The organism is Pimelobacter simplex (assembly GCF_900114845.1).
Classification (GTDB): domain Bacteria; phylum Actinomycetota; class Actinomycetes; order Propionibacteriales; family Nocardioidaceae; genus Nocardioides; species Nocardioides simplex.
The window spans coordinates 548,167-565,325 of the sequence record NZ_FOUK01000004.1 but is presented as its reverse complement, the minus strand read 5'-3'; the positions used below and the strand labels follow the sequence as shown (position 1 = coordinate 565,325).

General features: G+C 75.7%; 18 protein-coding genes. 10 read left to right on the top strand and 8 right to left on the bottom strand.

Annotated features, from left to right (window positions below; genetic code table 11):
• The 5 genes from BM223_RS19520 to BM223_RS19500 all read left to right on the top strand — a co-directional run bounded on the left by BM223_RS19520 (position 1) and on the right by BM223_RS19500 (position 4,314).
• Positions 1–867 (top strand): fructosamine kinase family protein, encoded by an 867-nt coding sequence (locus BM223_RS19520; RefSeq protein WP_038676097.1) that lies wholly within the window; start codon positions 1–3, stop codon positions 865–867.
• Positions 868–1,013: 146 nt separating this feature from the next.
• Entirely contained in the window at positions 1,014–1,727 is a 714-nt protein-coding gene (locus tag BM223_RS19515) for a response regulator transcription factor (RefSeq protein WP_269465045.1), read from the top strand.
• Positions 1,724–3,151: a sensor histidine kinase gene (locus tag BM223_RS19510; RefSeq protein ID WP_038676095.1), complete on the top strand. Its 1,428-nt coding sequence runs from the start codon at positions 1,724–1,726 to the stop codon at positions 3,149–3,151. Before BM223_RS19515 ends, BM223_RS19510 begins: the two co-directional genes overlap by 4 nt.
• Positions 3,138–3,725: a hypothetical protein gene (locus tag BM223_RS19505; protein WP_141267656.1), complete on the top strand. Its 588-nt coding sequence runs from the start codon at positions 3,138–3,140 to the stop codon at positions 3,723–3,725. The genes BM223_RS19510 and BM223_RS19505 overlap by 14 nt, the downstream gene beginning before the upstream one ends.
• A 49-nt stretch (positions 3,726–3,774) precedes the next feature.
• On the top strand, positions 3,775–4,314 hold the full coding sequence (locus BM223_RS19500; protein WP_038676091.1) for a pyridoxamine 5'-phosphate oxidase family protein: 540 nt from the start codon (positions 3,775–3,777) through the stop codon (positions 4,312–4,314).
• A gap of 9 nt (positions 4,315–4,323) precedes the next feature.
• Here the strand turns inward: BM223_RS19500 and BM223_RS19495 are convergent, their stop codons facing one another.
• The 4 genes from BM223_RS19495 to BM223_RS19480 are packed head-to-tail and all read right to left on the bottom strand — an operon-like array spanning position 4,324 to position 8,638.
• Positions 4,324–5,574, bottom strand: coding sequence for an anthranilate synthase component I family protein (locus tag BM223_RS19495; RefSeq protein WP_038676089.1), 1,251 nt, complete (start codon positions 5,572–5,574; stop codon positions 4,324–4,326).
• Positions 5,568–6,140 carry an anthranilate synthase component II gene (locus tag BM223_RS19490; RefSeq protein ID WP_038676087.1) on the bottom strand — a complete coding sequence of 191 codons (573 nt, stop codon included), beginning with the start codon at positions 6,138–6,140 and terminating at the stop codon, positions 5,568–5,570. The genes BM223_RS19495 and BM223_RS19490 overlap by 7 nt, the downstream gene beginning before the upstream one ends.
• Positions 6,137–6,697 carry a transglutaminase-like domain-containing protein gene (locus BM223_RS19485; RefSeq protein WP_038676085.1) on the bottom strand — a complete coding sequence of 187 codons (561 nt, stop codon included), beginning with the start codon at positions 6,695–6,697 and terminating at the stop codon, positions 6,137–6,139. Before BM223_RS19485 ends, BM223_RS19490 begins: the two co-directional genes overlap by 4 nt.
• A 15-nt stretch (positions 6,698–6,712) precedes the next feature.
• Entirely contained in the window at positions 6,713–8,638 is a 1,926-nt protein-coding gene (locus BM223_RS19480; RefSeq protein WP_038676083.1) for an anthranilate synthase family protein, read from the bottom strand.
• Between the two features lie 62 nt (positions 8,639–8,700).
• On the opposite strand from BM223_RS19480, the gene BM223_RS19475 reads away from it, so the two are divergent.
• A complete protein-coding gene (locus BM223_RS19475) occupies positions 8,701–9,729 on the top strand; it encodes an AraC family transcriptional regulator (RefSeq protein ID WP_038676081.1) in 1,029 nt (342 codons plus the stop codon).
• Between the two features lie 10 nt (positions 9,730–9,739).
• On the opposite strand, the gene BM223_RS19470 is transcribed toward BM223_RS19475, so the two are convergent.
• Positions 9,740–12,247 carry a CHAT domain-containing protein gene (locus BM223_RS19470; protein WP_075018680.1) on the bottom strand — a complete coding sequence of 836 codons (2,508 nt, stop codon included), beginning with the start codon at positions 12,245–12,247 and terminating at the stop codon, positions 9,740–9,742.
• Between the two features lie 117 nt (positions 12,248–12,364).
• On the opposite strand from BM223_RS19470, the gene BM223_RS19465 reads away from it, so the two are divergent.
• Positions 12,365–13,663 (top strand): S8 family peptidase, encoded by a 1,299-nt coding sequence (locus BM223_RS19465; protein WP_038676078.1) that lies wholly within the window; start codon positions 12,365–12,367, stop codon positions 13,661–13,663.
• Here BM223_RS19465 and BM223_RS19460 read toward each other — a convergent pair whose 3' ends face one another.
• Both BM223_RS19460 and BM223_RS19455 read right to left on the bottom strand, forming a co-directional pair.
• The gene (locus BM223_RS19460) at positions 13,664–14,128 is read right to left on the bottom strand and encodes a carboxypeptidase-like regulatory domain-containing protein (RefSeq protein ID WP_052138112.1); all 465 of its coding nucleotides are present in this window, start codon (positions 14,126–14,128) and stop codon (positions 13,664–13,666) included.
• Entirely contained in the window at positions 14,125–14,703 is a 579-nt protein-coding gene (locus BM223_RS19455) for an RNA polymerase sigma factor (RefSeq protein WP_200887052.1), read from the bottom strand. The genes BM223_RS19460 and BM223_RS19455 overlap by 4 nt, the downstream gene beginning before the upstream one ends.
• Positions 14,704–14,853: 150 nt before the next feature.
• Between BM223_RS19455 and BM223_RS19450 the strand changes: the two genes are divergently transcribed.
• Together BM223_RS19450 and BM223_RS29185 are read left to right on the top strand one after the other, a co-directional pair.
• Positions 14,854–15,240: a hypothetical protein gene (locus BM223_RS19450; protein ID WP_038676076.1), complete on the top strand. Its 387-nt coding sequence runs from the start codon at positions 14,854–14,856 to the stop codon at positions 15,238–15,240.
• Positions 15,237–15,497, top strand: a complete 261-nt coding sequence (locus tag BM223_RS29185) for a response regulator transcription factor (RefSeq protein WP_052138111.1) — start codon at positions 15,237–15,239, stop codon at positions 15,495–15,497. Before BM223_RS19450 ends, BM223_RS29185 begins: the two co-directional genes overlap by 4 nt.
• Before the next feature lie 218 nt (positions 15,498–15,715).
• Here BM223_RS29185 and BM223_RS29180 read toward each other — a convergent pair whose 3' ends face one another.
• Positions 15,716–15,880 carry a hypothetical protein gene (locus tag BM223_RS29180; RefSeq protein WP_158510152.1) on the bottom strand — a complete coding sequence of 55 codons (165 nt, stop codon included), beginning with the start codon at positions 15,878–15,880 and terminating at the stop codon, positions 15,716–15,718.
• A gap of 213 nt (positions 15,881–16,093) precedes the next feature.
• On the opposite strand from BM223_RS29180, the gene BM223_RS29175 reads away from it, so the two are divergent.
• The gene (locus BM223_RS29175) at positions 16,094–17,134 is read left to right on the top strand and encodes an AraC family transcriptional regulator (protein ID WP_038676075.1); all 1,041 of its coding nucleotides are present in this window, start codon (positions 16,094–16,096) and stop codon (positions 17,132–17,134) included.
• Positions 17,135–17,159 lie beyond the last annotated feature (25 nt).

Genomic DNA, 17,159 nt, shown 5'->3' with positions numbered 1-17,159 from the left:
ATGGCACGGCAGCCGGTCGTCGCCGGCAGAGCCGAACAGCTGCTCGGCTCGGCCGTGGTGGCGACGGCGCCCGTGGCCGGCGGCGACATCTCGACCGCCGTCAAGCTCCGGCTCTCCAACGGCCGGACCGCCTTCCTCAAGACGCTGACCCACGCCCCGCCGCGCTTCTTCGCGGCCGAGGCCGCCGGCCTGCGCTGGCTCGCCGACGGCGCCGCTGACGGCGGCGTCGCCACGCCCGAGGTCCTCGCCGTCGACGACGACTGCCTGATCCTCGAGTGGGTCGAGGCCGGCCGCCCCCACACCGAGTCCGCGAGCCGCTTCGGCCGCGCCCTCGCCGCCACCCACGCCCGCGGTGCCGACGGCTTCGGCGCCCCCGACGACGGCTACATCGGCCGGCTCCCCCTCCCCAACCGCGCGCTGCCCACCTGGGCCGAGTTCTACGCCGAGCGCCGGATCGCGCCCTACCTCAAGGTGCTGCGCGACAAGGGGATCGTGTCGGCCGACCACGCCGGGACCATCGAGGCGGCGGTCGCGCGCGGTGCGTCCGTCGTCCCGGACGAGGCGCCGGCCCGCCTGCACGGCGACCTCTGGAACGGCAACGTCATCTGGACCAACGACGACCGCGCCGTCGTCGTCGACCCGGCGGCGTACGGCGGCCACCGCGAGGTCGACCTCGCCATGCTCGCCCTCTTCGGTCTCCCCCAGCTCCCCCAGGTGATGGCGGCGTACGACGAGGCGGCCCCACTCGCCGACGGCTGGGAGGACCGGCTCGGCTTCCACCAGCTCTTCCCCCTCCTCGTGCACGCCTGCCTGTTCGGGGGCCAGTACGGCGCCCGCGCCGCCCAGGTCGCCCAGCGCTACCTCTGACCCCTCCGCGAAGTGCGCGGGTTGCGGGTCCGAGGTGCGCGGGTTGCGGGCATCTCGGACCCGCAACCCACGCACTTCGGACCCGCAACCGGCGCACTTCGCGCACCTCTCAGCCCGCACTCAGGGGGTTGGGCCATGATGGGGGCGTGTCCACCCGCTCCGCCGTGCCCCACCGCGTCCTCGTCGTCGACGACGACCGCGCCGTGCGCGAGTCGCTGCGGCGCTCCCTCGCCTTCAACGGGTACGACGTGCACCTGGCCGGCGACGGGGCGGAGGCGCTGGCCGGGATCGGGGCGGTGGCGCCCGACGTGGTCGTGATGGACGTGATGATGCCCAAGCTCGACGGGCTCGAGACGACGCGGGCGCTGCGGGCGGCGGGCAACGACATCCCGATCCTGGTGCTGACCGCGCGCGATGCCGTGGGCGACCGGGTCGAGGGGCTCGACGCGGGGGCCGACGACTACCTGACCAAGCCGTTCGCGCTCGAGGAGCTGCTGGCCCGGCTGCGGGCGCTGCTGCGGCGGGTGGCGCCGATCGAGGACGGCGCCGAGGAGGAGGTCCTCTCCTTCGCCGACCTCACCATGAACGTGACCACCCGCGAGGTTCGCCGCGGCAGCCGGCTGATCGAGCTGACCCGGACCGAGTTCACGCTGCTCGAGATGTTCCTGCGCCGGCCCCGGCGGGTGCTCGACCGCAGCTTCATCCTCGAGGAGGTGTGGGGCTACGACTTCCCCACCACCGCCAACTCCCTCGAGGTCTACGTCGGCTACCTGCGGCGCAAGACCGAGGCCGAGGGCGAGCCCCGGCTGATCCACACCGTCCGCGGCATCGGGTACGTCCTGCGCGCGACCGAGTCATGACCGGCTGGGGTCTCGCGGTCGGCCCCGGCGTCGACGGCCGCTGGCACTACCGCCGCTCGCTCGCGAGCCGGGTGATCTGGCTGACCACCATTGCCGTCGCGATGTCGGTGGCGCTGGTCGCGGTCGGCGCCTACATCACCGCGCGGGTGCAGATGCAGCAGGCGCTGGACGACGCGCTGGTCTCGCGGGCCCAGAACGCGGCGAAGTCCGACACCCTGCTCAACGCGGGCGCGGCCGGGGTCCCGCCCTGGGCGCTGGGCGCCGGCGACGTCCGGATCGCGTTCCTCTATTTCGAGGGCACGCGGGTGATCCTCGACCGCGGCCCGGACATCCAGTTCGGCGAGGCGGAGCTGGCGGTCGCGCAGGGCAAGCGGTCCGAGAGCCTGCGCACCATCATCATCGGCGGTGCGCGCTACCGGATGGTCGCGGTGCCGGTCCAGAGCAAGTCCGGCCTCGCGCTGGTCATCGCCCAGCCGCTGGCCGACCAGGACCGCACGCTCGCCCGGCTCGGCTGGGTGACGCTCGCGTTCGGCATCCTCGGCGTGCTCGCCGCCGGCCTGGGCGGCTGGGCGGTCGCGAGCAACGGCCTGCGCCCGGTCCGCCGGCTCAGCGCCTCGGTCGAGGAGATCGCCCGCACCGAGGACTTCACCCCCCTCCGGGTCGAGGGGGACGACGAGGTGGCCCGCCTGTCGACCGCGTTCAACCACCTGCTCATCGCGCTCGACGCCAGCCGGACCCGGCAGCGCCAGCTGGTCGCCGACGCGAGCCACGAGCTCCGCACGCCGCTGACCGCGCTGCGCACCAACATCGACCTGCTCGCCATGACCGCGCGCCAGGACGGCGGCTTCGAGGGCCTGCCCCCCGAGGCGCGCGACGAGCTGCTCGACGACGTGCGCGCCCAGATCGAGGAGCTCACCACGCTCATCGGCGACCTCACCGAGCTCGCCCGCGACGAGCCGATCCCGGTCCAGGTCGAGGCGGTCGACCTCGCCGACGTCGTCGACCACGCCGTGCAGCGCGTGCGCCGGCGCGCGCCCGGGATCACCTTCGAGGTCTTCACCCGCCCCTGGTGGGTGATCGGCGAGGACGCCGAGCTCGAGCGGGCGGTCACCAACCTGCTCGACAACGCCGCCAAGTGGAGTCCCGACGGCGGCCAGGTCGACGTCCGTCTCAGCGACGGCGTGCTCACCGTCGACGACCAGGGCCCCGGCATCGCCGAGAACGACAGGTCGAGCATCTTCGACCGCTTCTGGCGATCCCCCGATGCCCGGACGATGCCCGGCTCGGGCCTGGGCCTGGCGATCGTGCGCCAGGTCGCCGAGCGCCACTCCGGATCGGTCCACGCCACCGCCAACGCCAGTGGCGGAGCACGCCTCGTGCTCCGCATCCCCGGACGGGAGAAGAACCCCCATGTCACGACGTAGCGCCGTCCCCCTCCAGGTCGCCGGGATCGCCGTGCTCGGCGTCCTCCTCGCCGCCTGCGGCGGCGAGAAGGTCGGTCCCAAGCCGGACCTGCCGACCACCAAGACCGCCCTGTGGAACCCGTGCGACGGGCTCGACGTGGCCTTCGTGAAGCAGCAGTACGGCGTCGCGAGCACCAAGCACGCGGGCAGCCCGGAGAAGCCGGAGTGCCGGTTCACGCCGGAGGACGAGAAGTCCGGCGATCCCGTCGTGACCGCCAACTACATCCTCTTCCCCGGCACGCTCGACGACGCCTGGCAGACGATGGGCCAGCGCGACGACGCCGACGTCCGCCGTCCGAGGATCGCCGACGCCGACGACGCCCGGATCGTCGTCAACGCCACGAAGAAGCAGCTCTACGTCACGGGCTTCGTGCAGAACGGCGTCCTCATCCAGCAGGTCGACGTCGTCGACCCGAAGCCGTACGACGAGGCGCGCATCGTGCGGGCCGTCGAGCAGACCCTCACGGTGCTCTCGCGCGCGGCCGACCAGATGGACGCCGGCAGGTCCCCGGGGCCGAGCCCGTCCGCGAGCTAGCTGGCGCCGCCCCCGATGAGTCCGCCGGCGCCGCGGGGTCGGTACCGGCATGGACACCCTCAACCTCGCGGAGCGCTACTCCGCGCCGCCGATCGACTGGGCCGAGGTCACCGGCCTGGTGGACGCCGGCTACGCCCAGGCCACCGAGGACGCCGGCCCCGGCCGGCACACCTGCTGGCTGACCAGCCTCAACGCCGACGGCAGCCCGCACACCAACGCGGTCGGCGGGCTGTGGCGCGACGGCTCGTTCTGGTTCGTCACCGGGCTGACCACGCGGCGCGGCCGCAACCTGCGCCGTGACCCCCGCTGCAACCTCGCCCTGAGCCTGCGCGAGCTCGACCTGGTCATCGAGGGCCGGGCCGACCTGGTCACCGACCCCGAGCAGCTCGCCGCGCTCATCCCGCTGTGGAACGCCGAGGGGTGGCCGTGCGAGCTCGATGCCGCGGCCGAGCCCGGTCCCGCGCTCACCGCGCCGTTCAGCGCGCAGTCGGCCGGCGGCCCGCCGTGGCACGTGTTCCGGCTCGTCGCGGCGTCGGCCCACGCCGTCCAGACGGTCGAGCCGCACGGCGCGACCCGATGGCGCTTCTAGGGGGAAGGGCTAGGGGTTGATCGCCTGCAGCAGGCGGGCAGCCTTCCACTCCGTCTCGGCGTGCTCCTCGTCGACGTCGCTGGCGACGGTGATCCCGCCGCCGGTGCCGAGCACGTACTCGTCGCAGCCGCCGGTGGTCACCAGCGACCGGATGATCACGCCGAGGTCGGCCCGGCCGTCGCCGGAGATCCAGCCGAAGGCGCCGGCGTAGGCCCCGCGCGGCGACGACTCGACCTCCTCGATGATCTCCATCGTGCGCAGCTTGGGCGCACCGGTCATGGAGCCGGCCGGGAAGAGCGCGCGCAGCGCGCCCACCGTCGTGACGTCGCCGCGCAGACGCCCACGGACCGTCGAGACGAGCTGGTGCACCGAGGCGTAGGACTCCACCTCCATCAGCGCCGGCACCTCGACCGTCCCGACGTCGCAGACGGTCGCGAGGTCGTTGCGGAGCAGGTCGACGATCATCAGGTTCTCGGCGCGGAACTTCGGGTCGCTGGCGAGCCGCTCGCGGGCCTCGGCGTCGTCGGCGGGGGTGGCGCCGCGCTGGGTCGTCCCCTTGATCGGCTTCGTCTCGAGCGTGCGGTCCTCGGTGACGAGGGCGTAGCGCTCGGGCGACGAGCTGAGCAGCCAGCCCCGGGCGCCGTCGACGTCGTGCTGCAGGAAGCCGGCGTACGGCGCCGGGTTGAGCGCGCGGAGCCGAAGGTACGCCGCCGCGGGGCTGAGCGGGCTGCTCGCGCGGGTGCGGTAGGTCAGGTTGACCTCGTAGGAGTTGCCGGCGTGGAGGTGCTCCTGGACGGTCGCGAACGCCGCGGCGTAGGCGGGCGGCGTCGGCACCGGGTCGGCGCCGGTCACGCCCAGGCTGGTCGCGGGGGCGGCGACCGGGTGCTCGTACTCGCGCAGGTGCGAGGGGCGCAGCCAGACGGCGTCCGGCAGGTCCGGGTCGGGCGCGGCGGGGAGGTCGGCACGCGCGGCGTACCCGAAGTAGCCGAACCACTGGTCGGCCGGGCTGCCCGCCGCGAGCTCGCCCTCGAGGACGGCGAACGGGTCGTCGCCGACGACCTCGGAGCGGCCGCCGGCGTGCCGGGTGACCTCGCGGCGCGCGGCGTCGTAGGTGAGCGAGACGTCGTCGTCCTCGAGCCAGCCGAGGATGGAGCGGCGCCGCGACCAGTCCCGGGCGCCCCCGCCGTCGAGCCAGACGCAGCGCGCGTGGCGGGCCTGGATCCGGGCGAACGCCTCGGCCGGGTCGCCCTGGGTCACCATCGGCGGAGGAAGTTCGCGACCAGGCGAGCGCCGTGCTCGGTGAGCACCGACTCGGGGTGGAACTGGACGCCCATGATCGGCAGCGTCACGTGTTCGACGCCCATGGTCAACCCACTGCGCTCGTCGACAGCGGTGACCCGCAGGCTGTCGGGCAGCTCGACGGCCGCGAGCGAGTGGTACCGGATCGCCTCGAACGGCGCCGGCACGCCCGCGAAGAGCCCGGTGCCGTCGTGCCGCACGCGCGCGCTGACGCCGTGCCCGGGCGCGACGCGCGCCACCCGGCCGCCGTACGCCGTGACGATGCCCTGCATCCCCAGGCAGACCCCCAGCACCGGCCGGGTCGCCGCCTGCAGCACCGCCCGGCCGACCGCGAAGTCGCGCTCGACGTCGGGGTGCCCGGGGCCGGGCGACAGGACCACGTACGCATGGCTCAGGACGTCGGCGGCGGCCACCTCGTCGTGCTGGACCACCGTCGGCAGCACGCCGGTGACGCCCGCGACCAGGTGCACCAGGTTCCACGTGTAGGAGTCGTGGTGGTCGACGACCACGACGTCCGGCGCGGTCACAGCGCGACCGCGAGCTCGTGCCGCCGCAGGGCGGCCACCACGCCGGGCGCCGGCGCGACGTGCACCTCGGGCAGGTCGGCCTCGCCGGCGGCGGGGTCGACCGGCCACGCCAGCCGCTCGCCGTCGAGCGAGAACTCGGCCGCGACGCCCGGCTTGTTGCCGCGCGGGTCCTGGCGGTGCCACGCCCCGTCGAGGTGGACGGCGACCAGTCCGTGCAGCACGTGACCGTCACCGTCGCCCAGCCGCTGGTAGCAGAGGCCGGTCGGCACGCCGCCCGCGCGGAGCACCGCCGCGAGCAGGTGCGCCTTCGCGTAGCACCAGCCTGCGCCGTCGGCGAGCACCTCGGTCGCGGAGACGGCGAACCGCGGGTCGCCCGCGTCGCCGGCGTGGGCGATCTCGTCGCGCACCCAGTCGAACGCCGCGCGGGCGAAGGCGACCGGGTCGCCGGCCTGGTTCGCACCCAGCCGCGCCGCGAGCGCGACGACGGCCGGAGCGGACGTCTCGACGACCTCGTCGGCTCCCAGGTACGCCGCCGGCGGACCGGCGATCAGCTCCACGTCAGCCGTCCGGGCCTAGAGCAGGACGCCCGACACCAGGTCGTGCACGATGTCGAAGCCCCGCTCGGTCAGGATCGACTCGGCGTGGAACTGCACGCCCCGGTAGTGCGGGCCGGCGAGCGCGTTGACGTCGCCGGTCGCGGCGTCGGCGTCGACCGACACCCCTGCCGGCAGCGCGTCGCCGGGCGCGACCCGGCCCACGAAGGTGTTGTAGAAGCCGACCTTCTCGGGCCGCCCGCCGAGCAGCACCGAGGCCTGGGTGCCCTGGAAGACGATGTCCTTGTAGGCGAGCGGGATGCCGAGCTGGTGGCACAGCGCCTGGTGGCCGAGGCAGACCGCGACGAACGGCTTCTCGTGGTCCAGCAGCCAGGCGACGGCGGCGCGCAGCTGGGCCATCTTGGGGTCGCTGTCGTCGCGGGGGTCGCCGGGTCCGGGTCCGACGATGACGAGGTCGTAGCCGTCGAGGACGCCGTCGGCGTAGTCCTCGTGCCGGACGACGGCGCTCGTCATGCCCATCCGGGCGAGCATGTGGCGCAGCATGTTCACGAAGTCGTCCTCGCCGTCGAGGATCACGGCGCTCTTGCCGGCCAGCCGTGGGTCGGACGGCGTCCCGGCCTGGTCGGCGAGCCAGAAGCCGGAGAGCCGGTTGTTGCGGCCGTTGAGGGCGATGAGCACCTCTTCGTCGGCGACCAGCGTGGTGACGTCGGTGGTCGGGACGGGCGCTGCCGGCACGAGGCCGAAGGCGCTCAGGATGCCGCCGGCCTTGGCGTGCGTCTCGGCCACCTCGTAGGCGGGGTCGGAGTCGCGGACCAGGGTGGCGCCGGCGCTGACCTTGAGCCGGCCGTCGAGGTCGACGTCAGCCGTGCGGATCACGATGGGGCTGTCGACGACGGGCGCGCCGTCGGCGTCGCGGCCGAAGAGCGCGAGCGCGGAGGCGTAGTAGCCGCGGCCCTCGGGCTCGTACTTCTTGATCAGGCGGCACGCGTTCTCGACCGGCGAGCCGGTGACGGTGGCGGCGTACATCGTGTCGCGCAGCACCTCGCGGACGTCGCGCGTGGTGCGCCCCGCGAGGAGGTACTCGGTGTGGATGAGGTGGGTCATCGGCTTGAGGAAGGGGCCGAGCACCTGGCCGCCCTCGGTGCAGATGTCGCACATCATCTTGAGCTCTTCGTCGACGACCATGAAGAGCTCGTAGATCTCCTTCTCGTCCTCGAGGAACTCGCGCAGCCGGGTCTCGGTGCTGCGCGTGTCGCCCTCGGGCGGCCGGAGCCGGAAGGTGCCGGAGATCGGGTTCATCCGGACGTCGCCCCCGTGCACGGACACGTGCCGCTCGGGGCTGGCGCCGATCAGGAAGCGGTCGCCGGTGAAGAAGACGTAGGTCCAGTACGCGCCGCGCTCGCGCTCGAGCAGCCGGCGGTAGACGGCGAGCGCGACCTCGGCGCTCCAGTCGGCGACGAGCGCCCGGTAGGTGCGGCCGATCACGAGGTTGGCACCCTCGCCCTGGCCGATCTCCTCGTCGATGATCGACCCGACGATCTTGGCGTACGCCTCGTCGTCGGTGTCGAAGCCACCGCGGTCGTCGAACTCGACGGGCACCTCGTCGATCGCCGCGACGACGTCGGCGACGCTGAACTCGTGCTCCTCGGTGACGTCGACGACGACGAGCGGCGTCCCGTCGTCGTGGGCCTCGAAGCCGCGCTCGCTCACCTGCCGGAAGGGGACGGCGACCAGCCGGTCGCAGGTGCGCCCCGGCGCGGGGACTCCGTCCTCGAGCGGGATGTCGAGGATCGACTCGACGACGCTGCGGGTGCCGCCGAGGACGCCGACGGTGTCGCGGTCGCCCGCCCGGGTGGAGCGCCGGATGATCGCCCAGGCCTCGTGCCCCCGGACGGCCGCGATGGCTTCCCGGGCGGTGCGGGGCGTGCTGGGCTGATCAGACATGGGTCGATTCTAGGGAGTGCAGGGATTTGGCCGCGCCGCCGTCCGGAACGCATCCTCGTGGGGTGCCCCGGACGTCGCCCACCGGTCTGAACCGGTCCCGCGTCGAGCCGCTGCACGTCGCGGGGATCGACGCCTGGTCGAGCCTGTGCAGCACGGCCTACGTCCCGCTGGCGACCGTGGCCGCGCCCGACTTCCGCGGCTCGATGCACGAGACCAGGGTCGGCGACGCCAGCGTCAGCCAGGTCGGCTCGACGGCGGCGACGATCCAGCGGGGGCGCCCCCGGGTGCGCACCGACCCGCGCGAGGCGCTGATCCTGTCGATCTTCCTCACCGGCGGCGGCACCGTCCTGCAGGGCACCCGGCCGGTGGGCGTCACCGCCGGCACGGGCTACCTGCTCGAGAGCGACCGGCCCTACAGCGTCCGCTTCGACCAGCCGTACGACATGCTCGCGCTGCGGCTCCCCACCGAGCACACCGGCCTCGACCACCGCGCCCTCGCCGACCTCACGGGGCGTCCGATCGGGCCGGCGGTGCCCGAGCTGGGCGTGCTGCGCGGGCACCTCGCGCAGCTGGTCGACGCGCCGCCCGCCGACGACGCGGTCGCGACCGAGCACGCCGTGCTGGCCGAGCTCCTCGGTGCGCTCGCCCACCGGCTGCGCCACCCCGAGCGCCCGCTGGCCCGCCTCAGCAACGACGCGCTGGTCGTCCACGCGCAGTGGTACCTGCTGCGCCACCACGCCGACGCCTCCTTCGGCGTCGACGACGTCGCCCGGGCGTACGGCGTCTCGCGGCGCCACCTCGAGATCGTGTTCACGCGCCGCGGCGCCGGTCCGGGCGCCCACCTGCGCACGCTGCGGCTGCGCCGGGCCAGCCAGCTCCTCGCCGCCGACCGCGACCTCACGGTCGCCGCGGCCGCGCGCCAGGCCGGCTTCGGCGAGGTCAACACGTTCATCCGCGCCTTCCGGCGGCAGTGGGAAACCACGCCCGACGACTGGCGGCGCAGCCGGCCCGACGTCGTCGTCCCGCTCCGCCCGCCGGCCGACCGGCTGCTCACCGACCTCAGCCGGCTCACCTGGACCCGCGCGTCGTAGCGACGCGCGCTCACACCCCGAGCGCGACGAAGGCCGCGGCCGTGCCGGCGGCCACCGCGTCGCCCGCCGTACGTCGGCGCACCTCGAGCAGCGCAGCGGCGGGGTCGCTCCCGGCGGCCAGCGCCGCGTGCAGCCCGACCATGAGGTCGGCGGTGGCGGCGTCGTTGACCTCGCCCACGCTGCAGACCAGCCCCGCCGTGCCGAGGGAGAAGAGCGCGGCGGCGAGGCCGAGCAGCTCGCCGGCGCCCACCGGCGCGAGGACGCCGGACTCGCACGCCGACAGCACCACCCGGTACGGCGCCCGCCGGACCCGCTCGAGGTCGTGCACGGTGAGCGGCCCGTCCGCCAGGTCGAGCGCGGAGAACAGCGGGCTGTCGGCCCGGAACCGGCCGTGCGTGGCGAGGTGCCCGAGCCCGGCGCCGTCGAGGTGGCCGAGCACGGCGTCGACCGTGGCCCGCGGTCCGTCGAGGAGCACGGCCCCGGGGTGCCGGCCGGCGAGCACCGGGACCTCGGCCCCTCCCGAGGCCAGGTCGGGGCCGGCGACGAGCACCGTGCCGGTGCCCGGGACGGCAGCCCGGGCGCGCAGCCACTGGGCCGCCGACGGCACCACCGCGAACGGGCGCGCGCCCAGCGCCGGCAGCAGCGACCAGGCGAGCCCGTGCAGCCGCGCGGTCGGGGCGAGCACGACCGGGGCGTCGGGCAGCAGCCGCACCGCGTCGCCCAGCACCGCCTCCTCCAGGCGGCGGCCCAGGGCGGCGGGGTCGGCCGGACGCCCGCGGGCCGCGCGGCGCAGCAGCATCCCGGCCGGGCCGAGGAGCGCGGGGAGCTCGGCGACCGGGCCGGCGACGCGGCGCCGGACCCTCCCGCGGTGGGCGACGAGGACGTGGAGCACCCCGTCGACGTCGACCAGCTCGACCAGGCAGGTGTCGTCCGCGGCGGCGAGCACCTCGTCGACGTCGACGCTGCGGTGACGCTCTCCGGCGGCAGCCCGCAGGTGGCTCGCGGCCCGGACGGCGCGCTCCAGCCGGCGCCGCTCGCGCTCCAGGTCGTCGACGGATGCGCCCTCGCGCCGCGCCTCGGCCAGCCGGCGGCCGTTGTCACGCAGCGCGGCCAGGGCCTCCGACGTGCTCCCGGCGTCCGACGTCGCGGGCGGCTGGGCCAGCGCGGTGGCGCGGGTCCGCTCGCTCCAGCGGAGCAGGCTGCGGGGGTCGCGCGCCGCGTGCCGCAGCGCGAGCGTGGTGAGCTCGCGGCCGTGCGTGGTCGCCAGCGCGCGCAGCTCGGACGAGCCGATCAGGCGCCGGTGCTCGTCGAGCGCATCGAGGCCGGCCGCGGCCGCCCGCAGCACACCGCCGCGGTCGCCGCGCTCCTCGCGGTCGAGCGCCCGGGCCTGCCAGGCGCCCGCGCGGACGAGCGCGTTCGGGTGCCGGCGGTACGACGCCGCCCGATCCCACGCCTCCTGCCGCTCACCGTCGCGGCTCAACCGGCCGGCGAGCGTGAGCGCGAGCGGAGCCTCGTCGGCCCGCTCGGCATCGAGCGCGTCGGCGACCGCGCGGGCCTCGGCCCGGCCGCCGCGGACCTGCAGCGCGACCAGCCGGGCCCGCAGCGCGAACCACGCGCGCCCCTGCCGGGTGAAGCTGGCCCTCGCCGCCCGGGCCTGGTCCAGCGCCTCGCCGGGCTCGCCGGCGGCCAGGAGCGCCTCGGCCAGCGCGAGCCGGAACTGGGCGTCCTCGTGCGGCGCCAGCGTCGTGGCGGCGCCGAAGTCGCGCAGCAGGCGCGCCGCCTCGGCCGGCAGCCCCGCCCGGCGGTAGGCCGCGGCGTGCAGCGCGACCGCCTCGAAGCGGGACGGCCGGCCGGCGGCACGGTGGGCCGCGAGCACCTCGCCGTAGAGCCGCAGGCAGGCTGCCAGGTCGCCGCGGGCACCCGCGATCTCGGCCAGGTTCTCGAGCGCGGTCAGCCGCTCCCGGGCCGCGCCCTGCGCCGCCAGCGCCCGCTCCCCGGCGACGACCTCCCGCTCGGCGAGGTCGACCTGGCCGAGCGCGAGGTGGACGTGGCCGAGCCAGATCCGGGCCCGCGCCTCCCACAGGGGCAGCCCGGCGGCACCGGCACCGTCGCGCGCGGCCCGCAGCACCGGCAGCGCCTCGGCGAACCGGCCGAGCACGGCGAGCGTGCCGCCGTACCGGAGCAGGACCTGGGCGCCCAGCGCGCCCTGCGCCCCGGCGGAGGCCCGCTCCAGCTCGGCGAGCCCGGACGCCGTCCGGCCGGCGAACACCAGCGTCGCCCCGTACGTCGCCCGCACGTCGCGCTCCCGGTCGGCGTCACCGCTCCGGCGGGCGTCAGCGAGCGCGGCGCGCAGGGCGGCGAGCGCCTCGGGCATCCGGCCCCGGTCGCGGTGCACGATGCCCAGCGCGTGGTGGGCGAAGGACCGGGCGCGCGGGTCGGTCTCGCCCGCGAGCACCGCCTCGGCGCCGCGCACGGCCGCGTCGGCGTCCTCGTTCGCGAGCCCGAGCAGCTCCTCCATCGACGTCCCCGCGTTCTCGACCGGCCGCCGGTCGCCCTCCTTGTCGGGCCCGTGGAGCCGGCACTACGGTAGCGCCGCCGGGGTCCGAGCCACCGGCTCCACGCACCAGGAGCGGCCATGAGCGATTTCGTCCGTCCTCGCCACGACGCCGAGCGGCTGCGCATCCAGGTGGGCGTGATCCGCAAGGCGATGCGGCACCGGATCGGCGCCGGTCCCGCGAAGGGCTCGGTGCCACCCCGCGACGACGGCGAGGTGCACTACCTCTTCCGGGCCGGGCACGCCCTCGTGCACGAGAAGGACACTCCGCGCCTGGAGCGGTTCTTCGCCGCGCGCGGCCGGGAGTTCCGCGGCGGCCTGCTCCGCAAGGAGACCCGGCTGCCCGGGCTCGCCCTCGTCGAGCTGCCCCGGCGCCTCGACGGCAAGGACGACGTCCTGGCCACCCTCGACGAGCTCGACCGCGAGCTCGGGCCGGGCCGGGTGACGCCCGACCACGTCGTCTACGTGACGCCCACCGGGACCATGTGCCCCGCCACCGAGCCGGTCGCCGGCAAGGACCTCCCCGACGCGGTCTTCCCGAAGCCCGAGGGCGACCCGTCGGTCGGCAAGGGCGTGCGGGTCGGCGTCGTCGACACCGGCCTGTGGGTGCCCGCGGTGACCAGCCCGGTCACCCCGTGGCTCGACGGCGTGGTCGCCGACCCGGCCGACCAGGAGGTCGTCGACCCCGCCCACATCCACCCCTACGCCGGCCACGGCACGTTCGTCGCCGGCGTGATCCGGTGCCTGGCGCCGGGCACCCGGATCGAGGTCGAGGGCGTGCTCACCCACGGCGGCGCCGTCTTCGAGTCCGAGATCGTGGCCCAGCTCGACGAGGCGCTGCGCGACGACGACCACCCCCAGCTGATCAGCATCTCGGCGGGCACCCACACCCGGCGCGACTTCGCGCTGCTCGCGTTCGAGATCCTCGCCGCCGCGCACGGGCTCGACGACGGCGAGGAGACGCTCGTCGTCGCCGCGGCCGGCAACGACGCCAGCAGCGACCGGTTCTGGCCGGCCGCCTTCCCCTGGGTGGTCGCGGTCGGCTCGGTCGACCCCGACGGCGCGGTCTCGGACTACTCCAACGTCGGCCCGTCCTGGGTCGACGTCTACGCGCGCGGGCGCGACCTCGTCAACGCCTTCCCGCAGGGCAGCTACACCTGCTACGAGCCGCCGCACCTGGGCGAGGTCCGTCACTTCGACGGGCTCGCCCGGTGGAGCGGGACGTCGTTCTCGACCCCCGTCGTCACCGGCCTGGTGGCGGCCCGGATGAGCGCCACCGGCGAGTCCGCGCGGACCGCCTGGGCCGCGGTGCGGGCCGCGGGGACGAGCTCGGTCGACCCGCGCGGCGGGCACATCACGACGGTGGGGCCGCTGACCTGACTAGAGGGTCACCCAGGGCGTGGTGAGCGCCCGGCCGTCGCGCTCGACGACCACCCGCACCGGGCCGGTCCCGACGCCCTCGATGCGGAAGAACCCGGACGCGTCGGCGCGCACGGCGACCGGCTCGGCGTCCGCCCGCTCGACGCGGACCACCGCACCGGGCACGCCGACCACCTCGCCGAGCAGCTCGCCGCCGGCGCCGTCGTGCTCCAGCTCGAGGGTGGTCCCGTCGTCCTCGAACGACAGCGTGCGCGGCCCGGCGCCGGCGCCCGACGAGCGGACCGCGGCGCCCGCCTCGAGCGCGGAGTCGTGCAGCAGCGCGGCCAGCTCGGCGTCGACCGAGCGCCAGCCGAGCGCGGCCCGCGCAGCCGCGCGGCGCCGCTCGGGGACGGCGGCGTCCTCGGCCAGCGCCCGGCCCAGCAGCTCGAGCAGCTGGTCGTCGCCCAGGGCGTCAGGCTCGCTCATCCGCGTCTCCCCACGAGGTCGGGTCCGAGCCCGCGCAGGGCGCGGGTCCGGCGAAGCTGGTCGAGGGCGCGGGCCCGGGTGGGCCCGATGCTGCCGATCGGCATGCCCAGCAGGCGGCTGATCTCGTCGTAGGCCACGGGCGGGTCGGCGAGCAGCAGCAGGAGCAGCGCGCGGCGCGCCTCGGGCAGCTCGGCCAGCGCCTCGCGCAGCAGCTGGGCGCGCTCGGCGTCGAGCAGGCCGGTGTCGGTGGTGTCCTCGGCGACGGCGTCGAGCCCGGCGTCGTCCTGCGGGTCGACGGGGCGCACCCGGCCGCGGGCGGCGAGCAGGCGCAGGCACTCGTGCCGGGTCGTGGTCCGGATCCAGCCCGGCAGGGCATCCGGCTCGCGCAGGTCGCCGAGGTGCTCGACCAGGCGCAGCCACACCGTCTGGCTGACGTCGTCACCGTCGGCCTCGGAGAGCCGGTGGCCGCGGATGATCGCGTCCACGAGCGGCGCGAAGCGGTCGACGATCGTGTCCCACGCATGCTGGTCTCCTTCCCGCGCCGCGGGGACGAGCATCGAGAGCGGACCGGTCACGGAGGCATCGTCCCGCACAACGGACCCGCGAGCCAGCAGGCGTGATACATCGAGATTCGGCGTATCACCGGGCCGCCCGGGCCGCTCCTCTCTGCACCGGAGCCGCGGCGACCCCCTCGCCCGGCCCGTCCCGGAAGGACCGGCCCCCCTATGACCTGGACCGAGACCCACGAACGCCTGCGCATCATCCGCGAGGTCGAGGCGATCGCCGCCGCCGACATGTCCGGTGCGGTGCCCTGGCGCACGGAGTGGCAGCGCCACTTCGACGGTCCCGACGGCCTCGTCGCCGCGCTCCGCTCGCGCTGGCTGCGCATGTGCGAGGCCCAGCTCGACGCCGCCCAGGGCGAGGACCAGCTCCACGACGCGCACCGCCGGCTGCGTCGTACCGAGTGCGGGGTGCTGGAGATCCTCCGCAGCGTCGAGGCGCGCGGCGGCGCCGACCTCGACGTCCTGAGACTGGCGGGCCCGCGCCGCACTTCCACCCTCCTCCCGGAGCGGGCCCGCCGCACCCCTCGGCACGGCGGAGGTGCGGCATGAGCCTCGACGCGACGTACGTCGCCGCGACGACGCGGCTGCCGCTGCTCGACCGGCGCGAGCGCGAGGTGCTCCAGCTCGTCGCGCTCGGCCACAGCCGCAACCAGATCGCGGCCCGGCTCTACCTCGCCCCGCCCACGGTCGAGGAGCTCTGCACGCGGATCTTCGCGACCCTCGAGCTGACGCCGACGCCGCACCTGGACCGCCGGGTCCTCGCGGTGCTCACCCTGCTGCAGTCCGCACCCCCGGGCACGCCCTAGGGCGGACCTGCGACGCGGAACGCCTCCGCGTCCTGCCCGGTGGGGGGCCAGGACGCGGAGGCGGGACGCGACCAGACCCCGTGCCGCACACCCCGGGTGACGGGCGCGCGGGCACGGGGCCGGCGGGGCCGGCGACCGGGTGGGGCCAGGTCGCCGGCCCTTCACGGCCGGCTCGACGATGGGGACAGGGCGAGGGGCGGCCGTGGCTCGTGGTGCCGCTAGCGCAGCAGCGCGTGCAGCAGCGGGGCGGCGAGCGCGACCAGCAGGGCGGCGCTGCCGAGCACGATCCGGAGCCGGGCGCGCGCCGGGCGGCGGACCCCGGGCCGGGGCGGCACGGCCGCGCGGTGCCGCGGGCGCGCGTCGTCCGTGGACGTCGTCGACATGGCGTTCCTCCTCGTCGTGCTCTCGGTGCCGCGCCGAACCTAGGGACCTGCGCCCGCCTTCCACCAGCGATCCGCGAGCAGCCTGCGCAAAACGTCGATCCGAGGTCGTCTCCCACGCGCCGGCCCGCGGGCGATCCCGCGCCCAATCGCCGAATTGCGAACAGTCATCGACGTTCTGCGATCGGAGCCGCGGGCGAGGCGTTGGGCGCGAGTGTGAGGGAGGAGCACCCATCGGGACCCGGCAACCGGCTCGACGTCGCGGGCCGCGACGCCTGGGCGGAGCTGGTCGCGCACGCCTACGTGCCGCTGCGCGTCGACTCCGACGAGCCGGGCTTCCGCGGCGCGCTGCGCGAGGGGCTCGTCGGCGACCTCGCGATCAGCCAGGTCGCCTCGACCCGGGTGACCGTCTCGCGCACCGCGCGCTCGGTCACCACCGACCCGCGCGACGTCTTCCTGCTGTGCATGTTCGTGCGCGGTGGCGGGACCACCGTCCAGGACGGCCGGATCGCCCGGTTCTCCAGCGGCGGCGGCTTCCTGCTCAACGGCGACCAGCCCTACAGCCTGCGCTTCGGCGACGGCAACGAGCTGCTCACGCTGCGGGTCCCGGTGCAGTACCTGGCGATCCGCGAGCGCTCCCGGAACCGGCTGACCAGCCAGGCCGTCCCCGACGACGCCGCCGGGCTCAACGTGCTGCGCCGCTACGTCTCCGGCCTGGTCGGCCGGCACCGCCCGCTCGCCGACGACGAGGTCGACGAGCACCACGAGGTCGCCCTCGAGCTGCTCCACGCCGCGCTGCACCCGATGGTCTACTCCGACCGCTCCCGCGCCCTGATGAGCGGCTCGGCGATCCTGGCCAGCGCCCGGTGGTTCATCGAGCAGCACCACGCCGACGCGCGGCTGACCATCGAGGACGTGGCCCGTGAGTACCTCGTCTCGCGCCGGCACCTGGAGATGCAGTTCGCCCGGCTCGGCACCGGCCCGGCGGCGTACCTGCGCCGGCTGCGACTGCGCCACGCCGCCCAGCTGCTCGTCACCAGCCGCCGCGGCCAGGCCGGCGCCATCGCCGGAGAGGTCGGCTTCAGCGACGTCAACACGTTCGTCCGCGCCTTCCGCCGCGAGTACGGCGCCACCCCCGACGAGTGGCGCCGGGCCCAGCAGCGCCGCCCACCCTCCGGCGTCCTCGGGTCCGGGACGCCCGACCTGCTCACCGACCTGAGCGGCTTCGACTGGACCGCGCCGGGCTTCGACGGGTGAGGTCGACCGCCTCGGCAGGTCGCTC

What these genes read in the sequence shown, in the direction of transcription:
- BM223_RS19520 (WP_038676097.1), top strand. Translation starts at nt 1, where the DNA reads ATGGCACGGCAGCCGGTCGTCGCCGGCAGAGCCGAACAGCTGCTCGGC.
- BM223_RS19510 (WP_038676095.1), top strand. Translation starts at nt 1,724, where the DNA reads ATGACCGGCTGGGGTCTCGCGGTCGGCCCCGGCGTCGACGGCCGCTGG.
- BM223_RS19505 (WP_141267656.1), top strand. Translation starts at nt 3,138, where the DNA reads ATGTCACGACGTAGCGCCGTCCCCCTCCAGGTCGCCGGGATCGCCGTG.
- BM223_RS19500 (WP_038676091.1), top strand. Translation starts at nt 3,775, where the DNA reads ATGGACACCCTCAACCTCGCGGAGCGCTACTCCGCGCCGCCGATCGAC.
- BM223_RS19495 (WP_038676089.1), bottom strand. Translation starts at nt 5,574, where the DNA reads ATGGTGACCCAGGGCGACCCGGCCGAGGCGTTCGCCCGGATCCAGGCC.
- BM223_RS19480 (WP_038676083.1), bottom strand. Translation starts at nt 8,638, where the DNA reads ATGTCTGATCAGCCCAGCACGCCCCGCACCGCCCGGGAAGCCATCGCG.
- BM223_RS19470 (WP_075018680.1), bottom strand. Translation starts at nt 12,247, where the DNA reads ATGGAGGAGCTGCTCGGGCTCGCGAACGAGGACGCCGACGCGGCCGTG.
- BM223_RS19465 (WP_038676078.1), top strand. Translation starts at nt 12,365, where the DNA reads ATGAGCGATTTCGTCCGTCCTCGCCACGACGCCGAGCGGCTGCGCATC.
- BM223_RS19460 (WP_052138112.1), bottom strand. Translation starts at nt 14,128, where the DNA reads ATGAGCGAGCCTGACGCCCTGGGCGACGACCAGCTGCTCGAGCTGCTG.
- BM223_RS19450 (WP_038676076.1), top strand. Translation starts at nt 14,854, where the DNA reads ATGACCTGGACCGAGACCCACGAACGCCTGCGCATCATCCGCGAGGTC.
- BM223_RS29185 (WP_052138111.1), top strand. Translation starts at nt 15,237, where the DNA reads ATGAGCCTCGACGCGACGTACGTCGCCGCGACGACGCGGCTGCCGCTG.
- BM223_RS29180 (WP_158510152.1), bottom strand. Translation starts at nt 15,880, where the DNA reads ATGTCGACGACGTCCACGGACGACGCGCGCCCGCGGCACCGCGCGGCC.